This is a genomic window from Plantactinospora solaniradicis (assembly GCF_042658085.1).
In the GTDB taxonomy this organism is placed as follows: domain Bacteria; phylum Actinomycetota; class Actinomycetes; order Mycobacteriales; family Micromonosporaceae; genus Plantactinospora; species Plantactinospora solaniradicis.
Genome location: NZ_JBHSPR010000001.1, coordinates 242,719 through 256,855, shown reverse-complemented (window position 1 = coordinate 256,855; position 14,137 = coordinate 242,719). Strand labels below are relative to the sequence as shown.

The 14,137-nt window shown below is 69.4% G+C and carries 11 protein-coding genes and 2 tRNA genes; 7 read left to right on the top strand and 6 right to left on the bottom strand.

The genetic code is table 11. From position 1 onward, the window contains the following. Nucleotides 1-1,083, bottom strand: coding sequence for a hypothetical protein (locus ACFP2T_RS01210; RefSeq protein WP_377416320.1), 1,083 nt, complete (start codon nucleotides 1,081-1,083; stop codon nucleotides 1-3). Nucleotides 1,084-1,308: 225 nt separating this feature from the next. Further along, nucleotides 1,309-1,476 carry a DUF5679 domain-containing protein gene (locus tag ACFP2T_RS01205; protein WP_165436864.1) on the bottom strand — a complete coding sequence of 56 codons (168 nt, stop codon included), beginning with the start codon at nucleotides 1,474-1,476 and terminating at the stop codon, nucleotides 1,309-1,311. A 513-nt stretch (nucleotides 1,477-1,989) separates the two neighbouring features. Between ACFP2T_RS01205 and ACFP2T_RS01200 the strand changes: the two genes are divergently transcribed. Together ACFP2T_RS01200 and ACFP2T_RS01195 are read left to right on the top strand one after the other, a co-directional pair. Beyond that, nucleotides 1,990-2,520 carry a M48 metallopeptidase family protein gene (locus tag ACFP2T_RS01200; protein WP_377416317.1) on the top strand — a complete coding sequence of 177 codons (531 nt, stop codon included), beginning with the start codon at nucleotides 1,990-1,992 and terminating at the stop codon, nucleotides 2,518-2,520. A gap of 77 nt (nucleotides 2,521-2,597) precedes the next feature. Then, on the top strand, nucleotides 2,598-3,197 hold the full coding sequence (locus tag ACFP2T_RS01195) for a hypothetical protein (RefSeq protein ID WP_377416315.1): 600 nt from the start codon (nucleotides 2,598-2,600) through the stop codon (nucleotides 3,195-3,197). A 5-nt stretch (nucleotides 3,198-3,202) separates the two neighbouring features. Here the strand turns inward: ACFP2T_RS01195 and ACFP2T_RS01190 are convergent, their stop codons facing one another. After that, nucleotides 3,203-4,426 (bottom strand): zinc-dependent metalloprotease, encoded by a 1,224-nt coding sequence (locus tag ACFP2T_RS01190; protein ID WP_377417818.1) that lies wholly within the window; start codon nucleotides 4,424-4,426, stop codon nucleotides 3,203-3,205. A 181-nt stretch (nucleotides 4,427-4,607) separates the two neighbouring features. Between ACFP2T_RS01190 and ACFP2T_RS01185 the strand changes: the two genes are divergently transcribed. The 4 genes from ACFP2T_RS01185 (at nucleotide 4,608) to ACFP2T_RS01170 (ending at nucleotide 9,282) form a co-directional block, all read left to right on the top strand. Next, nucleotides 4,608-5,624 (top strand): YlbL family protein, encoded by a 1,017-nt coding sequence (locus tag ACFP2T_RS01185; protein ID WP_377416313.1) that lies wholly within the window; start codon nucleotides 4,608-4,610, stop codon nucleotides 5,622-5,624. Nucleotides 5,625-5,803: 179 nt separating this feature from the next. Beyond that, on the top strand, nucleotides 5,804-8,812 hold the full coding sequence (locus ACFP2T_RS01180) for a UPF0182 family membrane protein (RefSeq protein ID WP_377416311.1): 3,009 nt from the start codon (nucleotides 5,804-5,806) through the stop codon (nucleotides 8,810-8,812). Nucleotides 8,813-8,917: 105 nt separating this feature from the next. Continuing rightward, nucleotides 8,918-8,991 (top strand) — tRNA-Met (locus tag ACFP2T_RS01175). Nucleotides 8,992-9,205: 214 nt separating this feature from the next. Beyond that, nucleotides 9,206-9,282, top strand: a tRNA-Met gene (locus ACFP2T_RS01170). 551 nt (nucleotides 9,283-9,833) lie between these two features. Here the strand turns inward: ACFP2T_RS01170 and ACFP2T_RS01165 are convergent. Together ACFP2T_RS01165 and ACFP2T_RS01160 are read right to left on the bottom strand one after the other, a co-directional pair. Further along, a complete protein-coding gene (locus ACFP2T_RS01165) occupies nucleotides 9,834-11,558 on the bottom strand; it encodes an MFS transporter (protein WP_377416309.1) in 1,725 nt (574 codons plus the stop codon). Next, nucleotides 11,555-12,106: a MarR family winged helix-turn-helix transcriptional regulator gene (locus ACFP2T_RS01160; RefSeq protein WP_377416307.1), complete on the bottom strand. Its 552-nt coding sequence runs from the start codon at nucleotides 12,104-12,106 to the stop codon at nucleotides 11,555-11,557. Before ACFP2T_RS01160 ends, ACFP2T_RS01165 begins: the two co-directional genes overlap by 4 nt. Before the next feature lie 200 nt (nucleotides 12,107-12,306). On the opposite strand from ACFP2T_RS01160, the gene ACFP2T_RS01155 reads away from it, so the two are divergent. Continuing rightward, nucleotides 12,307-12,555 carry a hypothetical protein gene (locus tag ACFP2T_RS01155; RefSeq protein ID WP_377416305.1) on the top strand — a complete coding sequence of 83 codons (249 nt, stop codon included), beginning with the start codon at nucleotides 12,307-12,309 and terminating at the stop codon, nucleotides 12,553-12,555. A 69-nt stretch (nucleotides 12,556-12,624) separates the two neighbouring features. Here the strand turns inward: ACFP2T_RS01155 and ACFP2T_RS01150 are convergent, their stop codons facing one another. Beyond that, nucleotides 12,625-13,944, bottom strand: coding sequence for an ABC transporter substrate-binding protein (locus tag ACFP2T_RS01150; protein WP_377416303.1), 1,320 nt, complete (start codon nucleotides 13,942-13,944; stop codon nucleotides 12,625-12,627). Between the last annotated feature and the right edge of the window lie 193 nt (nucleotides 13,945-14,137).

Genomic DNA, 14,137 nt, shown 5'->3' with positions numbered 1-14,137 from the left:
TCAGGTTTCCGGTCTGGTACGTCGGGCCGCCGATCGACGGCGGGGACCACAGCCGCATCGTGGGTGCGGGGGCCAGGTTCGTCGGCGTACCCGGCCGGGGCCGGTGATCTCCACCGTTCCGCCCACCGTCTCCGGCGCGGCGCCGTCGAGGAAGGCGAGCACCTCCGCCGTCGCGTACCCGACCGCCGCGATCAGGGTCGGGGTCAGGCAGGGCTCCGGCGCGTCGCCGACCGCCAACTGGGCGGCGAGTCCGGGCCAGCCCGGGTCGCGGTCCTGTCGATGCAGGTCGACGCAGTTCAGACACGGCGAGCCGGTGGGCCGGACCAGTGGACCGACGACGGGCGTGCCGTCGCGCAGGCCCAGCAGCAGGTGTGCCTGCCGACGTTGTGCGTACCCGGCGGCGAGCAGTTCGGCGGGTCGGTCCGTACCGACCTGGATCACCAGGTCGGCCCGGCCGCGCCGGACCGGTCGGGTGTCGGTGCCGGGCACGGACCGGGCGATCGCGTCCGCCACCGCGACGGCGCGCGGCCGGCGTACGTCGGTGGCCAGCAGGCCACCGCCGAGCGTGTCCGACGGTGCCACGCGACCGCGCAGGTCGGGATGCACCTGTCCGACCCCGGACTGGGCCAGGGTGACCGCCACGGGCGGGCCGAGCCGGCCCTGACCGGTCACCACGATCCGGGCCGCGGCCCGTCGCCGGAGCAGTTGCGCGGGGGTTCCGGGCGTGTCCGCCCCGCGTAGCGCGAGCGCCGCCGCCTCGGCGGAGAGCCGTTGCCGGGCCGGCTCGGGCAGGTCGGTCGGGAGCAGGGTGTGCGCGGCCACCACCAGGCCCGCCGCCCGCAACGTGTCGATCAGCGTACGGGCGTCGTCCCGGGTCACGTTGATCGTGACGGCGTGTTCGAGGACGGCCCGCTCGCTACGGGTGCCGTCGAGCAGGTCGAGTAGCCGGGCGGCGGCCGGATTGGCGACCTCGAGCAGGACCGCCCGGTGCGGATCCAGGCCGAGTTGCAGGGTGTGCCGGTCGCGCCAGAGTCGGGCGAGGCCGGGAAGCAGGGTGGGGCGGGGCAGCGGCAATCGGGTCATGAGGCGACACGCTGTCACCGAACGGCTGCGGCTCGCCGGTCGTTGTCCACAGCGTACGAGCGCTGTGCACTGGTCTATCCACAGGATCGGGGAGGTTATCCACAACCTCTGGGTAACGTCTGTCGCGGCGCGGACATCACAGTTGGTGTCCGCAGCGCGACAGCGGAAAGCGGGAAGGGGTGGCGCTCGGCCACCCCTTCCCGCAGTTTGCGTGTTCGTCGATGGTCAGACCTTGGCCTTGCCCAGGATCCGGTTGACGGTGGTGCCACAGACCGGGCACTTGCCCTTGGCCATGTTCATGCCCGTCTTGGAAACCTCGACGTTGCCCTCGAAGTCACGCTTCTCCTTGCACTTGACGCAGTATCCGTTGTAGGTCTGGGCCTTTTCGGCCACGGTGCCCCTCCTCGTCTATTCCGCCGGCTCTCGCGAGCCTGACGGGCGCCCGGCGGCGGGCCACGTAGGCGCCAGCGCTGGGGTTTCTCCACGGCCACCACTGTGACCGCCGGTCCGCGGACCCTACCCAGGTCTGGGCAGTTCCATGTCAGCGATGTGTCGACACTGTGAGGAAGCCGACGACCAGAGTGTGCATGCCGGAATAGGTCGGATAAGTCAGTTTCGCAGGGACACGCCGGATGAACCACGCCAGAACGCTGATCAGGGGGCGGGTGAGCGAGGGGCAACATGATCGTTTACCGTTGCTCCGGCGCACGGCAGGAGCGCCGCCCGAGCGGGGCTCGGTGGCCGGCGAGGGGTCGCTAAGCGATCACCGCAATGAATTTTTTCCGGACGGGTCGCCGCTAACCGGTACTTTTCCGGCGGCTATCTCTGCGTTGACTCTTGCGGTGACCTGGTCACTAAGCATTAGTTTTCCATCGTGAACGAAACCCGGGGCGGCGCGGGCCGATAATGGCTGGATTGCGCAAGCCGGTCGTCGAGGTACGGCGCAGTCAGCGCCGGCGCCGGACGGTGTCCGCCTACCGGGACGGCGAGCGCGTAGTGGTCCTCATCCCCGATCAGTTCTCCCGAGCCGAGGAGAGCGAGTGGGTGGACCGGATGCTCGCCCGGCTCGCGGCCCGGGAGGAACGGCTCGGCCGGTCCGACGAGGAGTTGTTGATCCGCTCCCGTCGACTGATCGAGCGATATCTGAGTGAGCACGGCCGGGCCGCGGTGCCGACCAGCGTCCGGTGGGTGACGAACCAGAACGGTCGGTGGGGTTCGTGTACGCCGGCTGACCGGACCATTCGGATCTCGCACCGGATCCAGGAGATGCCGGACTGGGTGATCGACTATGTCCTGCTGCACGAATTGGCCCACCTGGTCGTGCCGAGCCACAACGCGCGGTTCTGGGCCCTGGTCGGGCGCTATCCGAAGGCGGAGCGGGCCCGGGGCTACCTGGAAGGGGTAGCGGCGGCGGCCGGGATCGAACTGACCGACTGAGGCCGCTTCGCCCAAAATCGAACTGACCGCGGGTCGGCTCGGCGATCGGGAGCCGGGTGGTCGGCTAGGGTCGGCGGGTGGCCCGCCGTGTGATCGTGGTGATGCTCGGACCCGTCGTCTGGACCCCGCCGGGGACCGACCCGGCCCGGTGGCGCTCCGCGCTGGCCGAGGACGTGGTCGACCTGGTCGCCACCCTGAACGAGGTGGAGCCGGCGATCGGCGCCACCCCCGCCGATCGCGCCCTGGCGGACGCGGTCGCCTGGCCCGGCATGCCGGTGTACGACCTGCCGGTCAACCGCGTCGGCGCCGCGCTTGCCGCGGCGACCGAGGACGGGTACGACCAGGCGGCGGTCATCGTCGCCGACGCGCCCGACGTCCCCGGCCTGATCCTCGGCAAGCTCCTACGCCCGCTGACCAGCCGCACCGTCGCGATCGCCCCGGCGGCCGGACCGGGGCCGGGACTGCTCGGTCTGGCCACCCGGCTACCGGCGCCGGACTGGCTGCCGGAGGTGGACCTGGACGCCGCCGACGTCGGACTGGTGCGTGCCGCCGCGCCGCGACCGGCGGAGGTGGCGGTGACCCCGGGCTGGCGCCGGCTCCGGGAGGCGGCCGACCTCGCCACCCTCGACCCGGCGGTCGAGGGCTGGGACACCACCCGGGTACTGCTCGGCGGCTGAGCCGGCTACTCGGGCTTGCCGCCGGGCTCGGAGTCGGGCTTGCCGGGCTCGGAGTCAGGATTGCCGGTCTCGGAGTCGGGCTTGCCGAAGTCGAAGTCGTCCAGATCGCCGAGGTCGAGCTGGGACCGGGCGAACGTCTCCGGATCGGCGAAGTCCTCCTCGGCCGGAAGCAGGTCCGGGTGGCCCCAGAGGGCGTCCCGCCCGGCGATGCCCCGGTGCTCGGTGAGCGCCGCCCACAACGTCGCCGCCTCGCGCAGCCGGCGGGGCCGCAGCTCGAGACCGACCAGCGCCGCGAACGTCTGCTCTGCGGGACCTCCGGCGGCCCGGCGGCGCCGGAACGCCTCGCCGAGTCGGTTCACGTTGGGCAGCCGCTCGGCGGCGGCGCTGTCCACGACGTGGCACACCCAGCCCTCGACCAGGGCGAGCGTGGTCTCCAGCCGGGTCAGCGACGCCTTCTGCGCCGGGGTGTCCTCCGGGGTGAAGATGCCCTCCATCGCCAGCGCCTGCATCGACTCCGGGTTCGTCGGGTCGAGCCGGCCCATCGCCTCCTCGATCGCCTCCCGGTTGACGGTGATGCCGGCGGCATACACCTCGACGGAGCTGAGCACGTGTCCGCGCAGCCAGGACACGTGCTGGAAGAGCCGCTGGTGCGCGGCCTCGCGCAGCGCGACGTAGAGGCGTACCTCGTCCTCCGGGAGTTCGAGGCCCTCGCCGTACGCCCTGATGTTGGCCGGTAGCAGTGCGGCCGTACCGGCCGGGCCGAGCGGCAGGCCGATGTCGCCGGCCGAGAGGACCTCGGCGGCCAGCGAGCCGAGCGCCTGGCCGAGTTGGCCTCCGAACAGGGCACCGCCGAGCGTGGTGAGCATGGACTGCATCGGGCCGAGCTGGGACCGGGCCTCCGGCGGCACCAGGTCGCCCATCGCGGCCACCATCCGGCCGGCGACCGGATCGCAGAGCTTCCGCCACACGTCGAGGGTCTTGTAGATCCACTCGTTGCGGTTCCAGGCGACCGAGGTACGGATGCCGGACGGGTGCGCCGAGGTGGGATCCAGCCACAGGTCGGCCAGCCGGAGCGCCTCCTCGACGGAGTTGCGCTCGTACGGCGTCACCGCCGGATCACCGGCGGAGGAGAGCTGGCTGGCCGCGACCTGGCGGGCCAGGTCCCAGTTCACGGGACCGCTGCCCGGCGCGGCGAGCAGTTGCTGCAGTTGCGCCATGAACTGCTGCATCTGCTGCGGGTCGTTGGGGTCGGGCGGCTGGCCACCCGGCAGGGCGAAGCCGAACGGAATATCAGGCACCCGTCCACGGTACGCGCGCCGTGCCGCAGGATGCCCGCCCAGGTGTCACGCCGAGGGCGAACCTGGGGTTCACGTGCCGGACCGGAGGCGGCGGCTCGGTACGCTTCCGCGTATGAGACGTCGCGGTGTCACGGTTCTGCTCGGCGCGGTGATCACCGCCCTGCTCAGTATCGGTGTGCTCGCCGCCCCCATTCCGTACGTCGTGCTGGGACCGGGGCCGACGGTGGACACCCTCGGCCGGCAGGACGACAAAGAGGTGATCCAGGTGTCCGGCACCGAGACCTCGACGTCGGCGGGGCAGCTCCGGCTCACCACCGTCGGCGTGCAACCCGACGTCAAGCTGTTGTCCGCGATCGCCGGCTGGTTCTCGCCGGACGAGGCGGTGGTGCCGTACGAGCTGATCTACCCGCCCGGTCAGAGTGAGAAGCAGATCGAGGAGCGCAACGCGGAGGACTTCGCCGCCTCGCAGACCAGCGCCGAGACCGCGGCGCTGCGCGAACTCGGCTACCCGGTGCAGGTGGTGGTCAAGAAGGTCACCCCGGGGGCTCCGTCGGACGGGATCCTGAAGGCCGGCGACGTCGTCACCTCGGTCGACACCAAGCCGGTGTCCACCGCGACCACCCTCACCGATCTCGTCCGGGCTCGGCCGGCGGGCTCGCCGCTCGCGGTCGGCTACACCCGGGACGGCGCGCCGGCCACCGCGACCGTCGTCAGCGCGTCCACCGACGGCGGGCCGCCCCGGATCGGTGTCGAGATCGAGCAGAAACAGCCACACCCGTTCGAGCTGAAGATCGACCTGGGTGACATCGGCGGCCCGAGCGCCGGACTGATGTTCGCGCTCGGCATCATCGACAAGCTCAAGCCCGAGGACCTCACCGGCGGAAAGATCATCGCGGGCACCGGCACGATCAACGACGAGGGCGCGGTCGGTCCGATCGGCGGCATCCCGCAGAAACTGGTCGGCGCGAAGAACGCGGGTGCGAAGTACTTTCTCGTACCGGCTGACAACTGCGAGGAAGCGGTCCGTAACGCACAGTCGGGATTGCCGATGGCCCGGGTGGCAACTCTCGGCGAGGCGCTGTCCGCACTGGAGACGATCCGGGCCGGAGGCCAGCCACCGCGCTGCTGACCCGCTGTTCCGGGGGTGATCCGCTCCGCTGTCGGCCCGGCCCTGCCGGGGAAGCGAGGTCGGCCGAACCGCCGTTGCGGGTTCGGCTGACCGGGGGCCGATCGCATTCAGGAATACCCCGTAGTCTAGGTGCCTGATCAGAGCCGGTCATTTCCGAACGTGCGGAGCCAACAGTGGTTATGCGTAGCAGCCCCCTCCCAAGAATGAGCCGGCGCGGTCGCGTCACGGTGGGCGTACTCCTCGGGGTGTTTCTGCTCCTCACCCTGCTCGGCTGGGGCGTCCAGGCCTGGACCGACTGGCTCTGGTTCGAGGAGGTCGACTACACGAGGGTCTTCTCCGGCGTGCTGGTCACCCGGATCATGCTCTTCGTCGTGGTGGGGCTGGCGATGGCCCTGCTGGTCGGCGGCAACATGTGGCTGGCCTACCGGCTGCGACCGGTGCTCCGGCCGAACTCGCCGGAGCAGGTGACGCTGGAGCGCTACCGGTCGGTGCTGGCGCCACGGATCGGGACCTGGCTCGCCGCGGTCGGTGTGATCGTCGGACTCTTCGCCGGTCTTTCCGCGCAGACCCGGTGGGGCCAGTGGATGCTGTTCCGCAACGCGCAGGACTTCGGAGTGGAAGATCCGGAGTTCAAGATCGACATTGGCTTCTACGTATTCCAGTTCCCGTTCCTGCGGTATCTGCTCGGCATCGGCTTCACCGCCGTGGTGCTGGCCGTGGTCGGCGCGCTGGCGATGCACTACATCTTCGGCGGCGTGCGGCTCCAGGGCGTCGGGGACCGGATGACCAGCGCCGCCCGCGCCCACCTGACGTCGCTCGTCGCGGTGTTCGTCCTGCTCAAGGCGATCGCGTACGTCCTCGACCGCCGGGCCATGCTGCTGGAGTTCAACGAGGGCGTCAACCTCTACGGCGCCGGCTACGCCGACATCAACGCGTTGCTGCCGGCCAAGGAGATCCTGGCGTACATCTCGATCGTGGTCGCCGTCGCGATCATCGTCTTCTCCAACGCCGTGATGCGGAACCTGGTCTGGCCCGGGATCTCCCTGGCCCTGCTCGGCATCTCGGCCGTGGCGATCGGCGGCATCTACCCGTGGGCGGTGCAGACCTTCGAGGTCAAGCCGAGCGTGAAGGACAAGGAAGCCGCCTACATCGAGCGCAGCATCACGGCCACCCGGGACGCCTTCGGGATCGCCGGCACCATGATGGCGCCGTACAGCGCGGGCAACCTCAAGCCGCCGGCGACGCTGGCCACCGACACGTCGGTGGTGCCGAACATCCGGCTGCTCGACCCGCAGCTGGTCTCCGAGACGTACACCCAGCTCCAGCAGGTGCGAGGCTTCTACGACTTCGGCCCGAAGCTGGACATCGACCGGTACCAGACCAACGGCGAGACCCAGGACTACGTCGTCGGAATGCGCGAGATCAACTACCTGGAGCTGACCGCGCAGCAGAGCAACTGGATCAACCGGCACACGGTCTTCACCCACGGGTACGGCCTGGTCGGCGCGCCCGCCAACCAGGTGGTCTGCGGTGGTCAGCCGTACTTCGTCTCCGGCTTCCTCGGCGAACGGAACGAGGAGGCGTGCTCCTCGGCGAGCGAGACCATCCCGGCCACCCAGCCGCGGATCTACTACGGCGAGCAGATGGACGGCAGCGACTACGCGATCGTCGGCCAGAGCGGCTCGAACAACCCCGTCGAGTTCGACCGGCCGACCGGCCGGGAAGGCGGCGAGCAGTACTACACCTACACCGGCTCCGGCGGGGTGGAGATCGGCTCGTTCGGTCGTCGACTGCTCTACGCGATCAAGGAGCAGGAGCCGAACTTCGTACTCTCCGGCGCGGTCAACGACGCCTCCAAGCTGCTGTACGTGCGTAACCCCCGGGACCGGGTGGAGAAGGTGGCGCCGTTCCTCACCCTGGACGGCGACCCGTACCCGGCGGTGGTCGGCGGCCGGATCCAGTGGATCGTCGACGGCTACACCACGGCGGCCACCTACCCGTACGCCGAGCAGGTGAACCTCCAGGAGCAGACCGCCGACGAGCTGACCAATATCGGCACCTTCGAACTCGCCCGGGAGAACGTCAACTACATCCGGAACTCGGTGAAGGCCACCGTCGACGCGTACGACGGCACGGTGAAGCTCTACCAGTTCGACGACACCGACCCGGTGCTGAAGGCCTGGAACAAGGCGTTCGGCGGCGACCTGGTGATCCCGAAGGCGGAGATTCCGGCCGACCTGGCGGCGCACTTCCGCTACCCCGCCGACCTGTTCAAGGTGCAGCGGAACCTGCTGTCCCGGTTCCACGTCACCGACTCGTCGGAGTTCTTCTCGGGGCAGGACTTCTGGGAGGTGCCGAACGTCCCCGACGCGCCGGACAGCGGCGAGAAGCAGCCGCCGTACTACCTCTTCACCCAACTCCCGGGGCAGGGGGAACCGCGGTTCCAGCTCACCTCGGCGGTCACCCCGGCCGGGCGGCAGAACCTCGCGGCACTGATCAGCGGGTCGTACGTGAACGGCCAGCCCCGGTTGGAGGTGCTGGAACTGCCCGACCAGACGGCGGTCTCCGGGCCCGTTCAGGTGCACCAGAAGATGACCAACAACGCGAACATCCGGCAGGAACTGAACCTGTTGACCTCCAACCAGGCCCAGGTGCAGTACGGCAACCTGCTCTCGCTGCCCTTCGGCGACGGCATGCTCTACGTCGAGCCGGTGTACGTGAAGAGCAACCAGACGAACGCGTATCCACTGCTGCAACGGGTGCTGATCTCGTACGGCGACGGCGGCCAGTACGTCGTACTGGCCAACAGCCTGGAGGACGGCATCAAACAGCTCGTCGAGCAGGGCAAGAAGGCCGGTGCGGAGACGCCGGCGACCCCGCCACCGCCGTCGGGCGAGAATCCCGGGGGCACTCCGACCCCGACGCCACCGTCGGACGCCCCTCCGCCGGTGACTCCGGCGCTGGCGGCCGCCGCCGCCAAGGTGCAGACCGCGATCGGCGAGGTCAAGGCCGCGCAGGCGTCGGGTGACTTCGAGCGGTACGGCCGGGCGCTGAAGGCGCTGGACGAGGCGATGACGGAGTTCCAGACGGCCCGCGGAAGCGGGGCGGCGCCGAATCCCGCGCCCGCCGGGTCGCCACCGGCGAGTGGCGGTACGCCGAGCCCGCCGACCCAGTCGCCAAGCGGCTGAGCTGCTGTTTTGTGAGTTGACCGGCGGCGGCGAGATGGCCGCCGCCGGGTAACTCACCCCCGTTTTGGTGGGGCTGGGCGGTGTGCGCTAGTCTTAACAAGTCGACGCGGGGTGGAGCAGCTCGGTAGCTCGCTGGGCTCATAACCCAGAGGTCGCAGGTTCAAATCCTGTCCCCGCTACAAAGGAACACCCAAATCAGTAACCCGGTCCCCGTGGGGCCGGGTTACTGATTTTCCTTCGGCGTCCGTGTGACGCGCGTACTCTCACCAATCGGTGGAGATTGCCGAAGGCTGCGGCCGGCTCGGTGTCCGTCCGGCGGCCCGGTGTCCATCCGGGCGCGGTCGATCTTGAAGTTGGACTTCTGCCGCGGTTGGGCTATGGTTCATCAGGCGACGCGGGGTGGAGCAGCTCGGTAGCTCGCTGGGCTCATAACCCAGAGGTCGCAGGTTCAAATCCTGTCCCCGCTACCAGGGAAACGGTCCCTCGGAAATCTTCCGAGGGACCGTTTCGGGTTTTGCGGCCACCTACGGCTAGTTGATGTACTCGATCGTCGGACTGGACGAGCTGGTGTAGTAACCCCAATCGATACATGTGGACACTGGGAACCCGCTGTTGCAACCACCGAGGTCTGCCGAAGCAGGTGCGGCGGTGACCACGGTGGTTCCGACGGTCGTCAGGATGATGACCAGCAGGCCGCGCAGGACGTTCCGCCATGTGCCGATGCGTCGCCCTCGCGCACCCCGAGGCGCTGCTGGGTTGGTTTCCGACTGTCGACCGTCGTCGATCACCAGTGATCTCGGGCGCATTGCCTCTCCTTTCTCTCGGATCTGCTCCTGTGTACCGGTCTCCGGGTTGTCTGGCCCTTGGCTGCGGCGGCCAATCAATCAACGTTGGACAATGGTCCGGCCGCGACCGAGCGTGGAGGTACGGGTGCCGGCAGCGAAACGGCCCGCCAGAGATCATCTGGCGGGCCGGTTCCGCACAGGTCCGCCCTCAGGGCGGGACCTGGCGTCTGCGCGGATCAGTTGGGCGAGTCGACGACCTCGTCGGCCAGCTCGGCATCCGGGATGACCGGATCGGCTGGTCCGGCTGGCCGCGCCCTCGGGGTGAGTAGCGAGGCCACCGCGCCGACCAGCGCCATCGCGATGGCGAGCCAGAACACGATCGTCAGCCCGTCGTGGAAGGGCATCGAGATCAGGTTGGGGAAGAACTCCCGCCCGATCAGGGTGTGCGCGCTCGCGGCCGGCAGCGCGTCCAGGATCTCCGGGCCGAGTAGCTGCTGGATCGGGTTGTAGCCGAGGAAGGCGGCGAAGAGCGTACCGACGGGTGGCAGCCCGGCGATGGATGCCGCGGCGGAGTCCGGTACGCCCTGCGCGGTCAACCCGGACTCCAGGGTCTGCGGAAGTGACCTGGCCAGCCCGGCGACCATCAGCGAGAAGAAGACGCCGATCGAGAGGACCATTCCGGCGTTCTGGAACGTCGCCCGCATCCCGGACGCCGCTCCACGCAGCCTGGCCGGCACGCTGGACATGATCATCGCGGTGTTCGGTGCGGCGAAGAGGCCGCCGCCCAGACCGTTGAGGAAGACCAGCGCGGCGAAGACCCAGTAGTCGAAGTCGCTCGGAATGAGCAGCAGGCCGGCGAAGGACAGCGCCATCACCACCAGCCCACCGGCGGCGAAGAGCCGCGCGCCGAACCGGTCGGAGAGCGCCCCGGCGAGCGGGCCGGCGGCGAGGAAGCCGATGGTGAGCGGAAGCAGGTAGATGCCGGCCCAGAGCGGAGTCTGCTCGTAGTTGTAGCCGTGCAGCGGCAACCAGATGCCCTGCAACCAGATGATCAGCATGAACTGGAGCCCGCCCCGGGCGATCGAGCCGAGCAGGCTGGCGGCGTTGCCACCGGCGAAGGCGGCGATCCGGAACAGGCGCAGCGGGAACATCGGTTCCGCCACCCGGCTCTCGATCACACAGAACAGCGCGAGTACGGCGGCCCCGCCGAGCAGCCCGGTCAGCACCCACGGGTTCGTCCAACCCATCGTGTGCCCGCCGTACGGCTGGATCCCGTACGTGATGCCGGCGAGCAACGCGGTCAGCCCCACGGCGAAGGTGAGGTTGCCCCACCAGTCGATCCGCGCCTTGACCCGTACCCGGTTCTCCCGCAGCGAGCGGTACGCCCACACGGTGCCGACGAGGCCGATCGGCACGTTGACCCAGAAGATCGACCGCCAGTTCCATTCGGCGAGCAGCCCGCCGAGCACCAGGCCGAGGAACGAGCCCGCGATGCCGGCGACGATGTTGATGCCGAGCGCGGTGCCGCGCTGCTTGGCGGGGAAGACGTCGGTGATGATCGCCGCCGAGTTCGCCATCAGCATCGACCCGCCGACGGCCTGGAGCACCCGCCAGCCAATCAGCCAGATCGCCCCGCCGCCGCCGTCGAACGGGTCCAGCGAGAGTACGACCGACGTGATCGTGAACAGCGCGAAGCCGGCGTTGTAGATGCGTACCCGGCCGTACATGTCGCCGAGTCGACCAAGCGTGACCACCAGTACCGCGGTGACCAGCATGTATCCCATCAGCATCCAGAGCAGGTAGCTGACGTTGCCCGGTTCCAGCGGATTCAGGTGGACCCCGTTGAAGATCGCGGGCAGGGAGATCAGCACGATCGACGAGTTGATCGTGGCGAGCAGCATGCCCAGGGTGGTGTTCGACAGGGCGATCCACTTGTAGCGCGGATGGTCGGCGCTGGTCATTCCGGTCGGCTCCCTGCTCCGGTCGAGGTCTGCGTCGAGGTCGGGGTCGAAGTCGGTGTCGAGGCCGCTGTCGGTGTCAAGGCCGCTGCCGGGGTCGACGCCGACTCGGCGAGTCGATCCAGCACCCGTAGGGACAGCTCGATCGCGGCCCGCTCCTCGACGGAGACTCCGTCGAGCAGGTGGGACAGCTTCGCGGCGCGGGCGCGGCGACGGCGGAGCACGAGTTCGCGTCCCGCCTCCGTGATCGCGACCGCGACCACCCGCCGATCGCCCTGGTCGCCGCGCCGCTCGGCCAGCCCGTCCCGCTCCAGCCGGGTGACCAGTTGGGTCATCCCGGGCTGGGTCACGCCTTCGGCGACGGCCAGGTCGGAGATCCGTTGCGCACCGAACTCCTCCAGCCGGTACAGCGTCGACGCCGCCGTCAGGCTCAGCCCGTCCGGCGTGGTGAGCCGGCGAAGCAGCCGCAGGAGGCGGTCGAAGCTGGTCACGGTACGCAGCAGGTCCACCTCGGCCGCGTCCGGCCCGTCCACCGAAGATCGAGTCGTCATCGCGACATTTTTACATCAGAGACTTATAGAAGTGGCTTATGATTCCGCCCACAGCGAGGTCAGGGCATCGACCGGGCCCGGCCCGCCCGACGCGCTGGTCCGGTACCGGATTCCGCCCCGCTCGGGCCGCCGATTGACCTTTCGTCCCAAACCCGGCCGGGTTACCGGCAGGACTTGCCTACAGCCCCGAGGATGGGGCCATGGAGATTCTCAGGAACTGGTGGGTCCGCCTGAGCGCAGTGCTCGCGACGGCGGCGTTGACAGTGTTCATACCAGCGGCGGCCTGGGCCGCGACCGGGCCTGGCGAGATGGTGGTGGAGGCGGCCCGGCGCCGTTCCCGGGGCGGCTTCGGTATCTTCGGGCTGGTCTGCTGCCTGATCGTGGTCGGGCTGATCGTGCTCGCACTTCTCGTCATCATGCGGAACCGCAGGTCGGGCAAGCGGGACTGACGGAACTCCAGCGACCAGCGCCGGGCCGGCGTCCCCGACAGGGGATGGCGGCCCGGCGTGGGCGGCTGCCTAGCTTGTCAGTGCCGCGTTGGCCTGGCTGATGAAGGCCGCCGCCGCCTCCCTGGAGGTCGCCTGACCGAACTGGACGCTCTCCGCCGCCTGGATCAGCAGCGCCTTGATGGTGGCGTGACCCTTCGGTGGCGGGACCGGGGCCGCGCCGAACCGCTCGGTCATGTCGGTCTCGAAGGCGACCGACAACTTCATGCTCTCGTCGGTCAGCGACTGCTCCACCGTCTTCCGGACGTCCAGGTTGGCGCTCAGGCCCCGCTCGGTGCCCAGGATGGCGCCGGCCCTGGCATCGTTGACCAGGAAGTCGATGACGTGCACCACGGTCTCCGGATGCCGGGTGCCGCGGAAGCCGGCCCAGTAGAGCGACGCCCGGGCCCACTGGGCCTTCGGGTCGCCGGGATAGCTGACCAGCCCGAGCTTGTCCTTGGTCAGCTTCTGCAACTCGGAGAGCTGGTTCGACCAGACGAACGACGTCGCCGCCTTGCCGCTGGCGACGAGCTGCTTGGTGACGTCGCCGCTGTTGGCGGGCTGGATAACCTCCGCCTTCGGTGCCGCCTTGCTCGCCCTGGCTCCCCGCCACAGGTCGAACCACCGGGTCAGGTCGCTCTCGGTGAAGCCCACCTGCCGGCCCCGATAGAGCTCCTTGTTCTGCGACCGCAGCCACAACCACAGCGCCTTGTAGTCGGCCGACGGATCCATCGTGCCGGCGACCTTCCCGTCGCTGCGCTCGGTGACCTCCTCGGCCCACTCCAGATAGTCCTCATAGGACATCCCGATCTGCGGCTCGGGCAGGTCGAGCCGCGCCAGCAGGCTCTTGTTGTAGATCAGGCCGGGAGTGTTCTCGGCGGCGGCCGCGGCGACGGTACGGCCCGTCACCTGGCTGGACTGGGCCAGACCGCTCGGCAGCTTGCGCAGGTCGAGCAGGTCGGCCCGGACGTAGTCGGTCAGGTCCAGCAGGATCTCGCGCTGCGCGTACTCGGTCAGGTAGTTGTCGTCGATCTGGAACAGGTCGGGGGCGTTGCCCGCGGCGGCCTCGGTCGACAGCCGGTCGTAGTATCCGGCGTTGCCCTGCCAGGTGAACTTGAAGGTCACGTCCGGGTACCGCTGGGTGTAGATGTCCAGCGCCTGTTTGGTCAGCTCCGCCCGGCGGTCACCACCCCACCAGAAGACGGAGAGTTCGATCCGACTGTCCTTTGGAGCCTCGGTCTCCGCAGTGCAGCCGCTCAACACGGTCACCAGGACGAGCAGGGCCGCGCCCAGTCGTCGGTTGATCCGACCTGTCCGAGTCCTGCGGGCCGGGTGGGGGAGGGAAAGGGGCACGACAGCTCCTGACGACACCGGTCATCTGTGACGGGCAACCGGATCATTTACACAGCCAGCCTCGCCGGGTGTCAACGTCCGTCCGGCCGGGATCGCCGACCGGGTGCCCGGAACGGGTTCCGGGATCGGCCCGCCCCCGGGACCGGGGACCGGGCCGGAGCAGGTCGGGCCGAGCCGGCGCCGGCCGGGCGGC